The 1,226-nt window shown below is 46.5% G+C and carries 2 protein-coding genes; both read right to left on the reverse strand.

The annotated features are described in order from the left end of the window. The coding region (ruvB, locus tag R7R24_RS24625; protein WP_318119716.1) for a Holliday junction branch migration DNA helicase RuvB at positions 1–530 on the reverse strand (530 nt) is incomplete at its 3' end. 21 nt (positions 531–551) lie between these two features. Then, on the reverse strand, positions 552–1,166 hold the full coding sequence (gene ruvA / locus R7R24_RS24630; RefSeq protein ID WP_005486097.1) for a Holliday junction branch migration protein RuvA: 615 nt from the start codon (positions 1,164–1,166) through the stop codon (positions 552–554). Positions 1,167–1,226 lie beyond the last annotated feature (60 nt).

Consider the following 1,226-nt stretch of genomic DNA (forward strand, 5'->3'; position numbering starts at 1 on the left):
AAACGGTCACGCAGCGGAGAAGTCAAAGACCCCGCTCGCGTCGTTGCACCAATCAATGTGAATGGTGGCAAATCAATTTTGATAGAACGTGCGGCCGGGCCTTCACCAATCATGATGTCCAATTGGTAATCTTCCATTGCCGGATACAGCACCTCTTCGACCATAGGGCTAAGACGATGGATCTCATCAATGAAAAGCACGTCGTTTTCCTCAAGGTTGGTCAACAACGCGGCCAAATCGGCGGCTTTTTCGAGAACAGGTCCAGAAGTAGTACGGATGTTCACTTCCATCTCGTTAGCAACAATGTTTGCCAACGTCGTTTTACCCAAACCTGGAGGGCCAAAAATAAGTAGGTGGTCTAACGCCTCACTACGCAATTGTGCCGCTTTGATGAAAATCTCCATCTGATCACGGACATGATCCTGACCTTGGTAATCCGCCAACTTTTTAGGGCGAATAGCACGGTCAATAACATCTTCATCACGAAACGCTGGATTTTCAGGAGCGATTAAACGATCGGCTTCAATCATACTGTTACCTTGAACTTTCCGTTACACCATTGATTTTAGTGCTTCACGGATCAGCTGCTCGCTGCTCATGTCCGGTTTAGCAATTTGAGAAACGACTTTCGACGCTTGAGTTGGCTTGTAGCCTAGAGCAAGAAGTGCGCTGACCGCCTCTTCTTCTGCACTATTTGACGAAGCGGCAGCCGAGTCAGTAGGAGCGGCATCAGTAAACGGCGTGAATAAGTCGCCAGCTCCCCAACCTTTCAAGCGGTCTTTCATTTCAACGACCAAACGCTCGGCGGTTTTCTTACCAACACCTGGTAACTTCACAAGCGTAGAAACATCTTCACGCTCTACACAAGACACGAACTGGCTCGCTGTCATGCCTGAAAGAATACCTAAGCCAAGTTTAGGGCCAACGCCGTTTGCTTTGATCACTTCACGGAATAGCGCACGCTCTTTTACTGTATTAAAACCGTAAAGCAATTGCGCGTCTTCACGCACAACAAAATGAGTATAAATAATCGCTTCTTCGCCGATATTTGGCAGTTCGTAGAAACAGCTCATTGGCATCTGAACTTCATAGCCAATGCCGTTAACTTCAATTAAAACTTCAGGTGGTTGCTTTTCAAGCAAAATGCCGCGAAGACGTCCAATCACTATAAATACTCTTTGGAAATGAATTTGCGACAGGATAATAAAGAACTGGATAGACATCCA

Source organism: Vibrio sp. 704 (assembly GCF_033339295.1).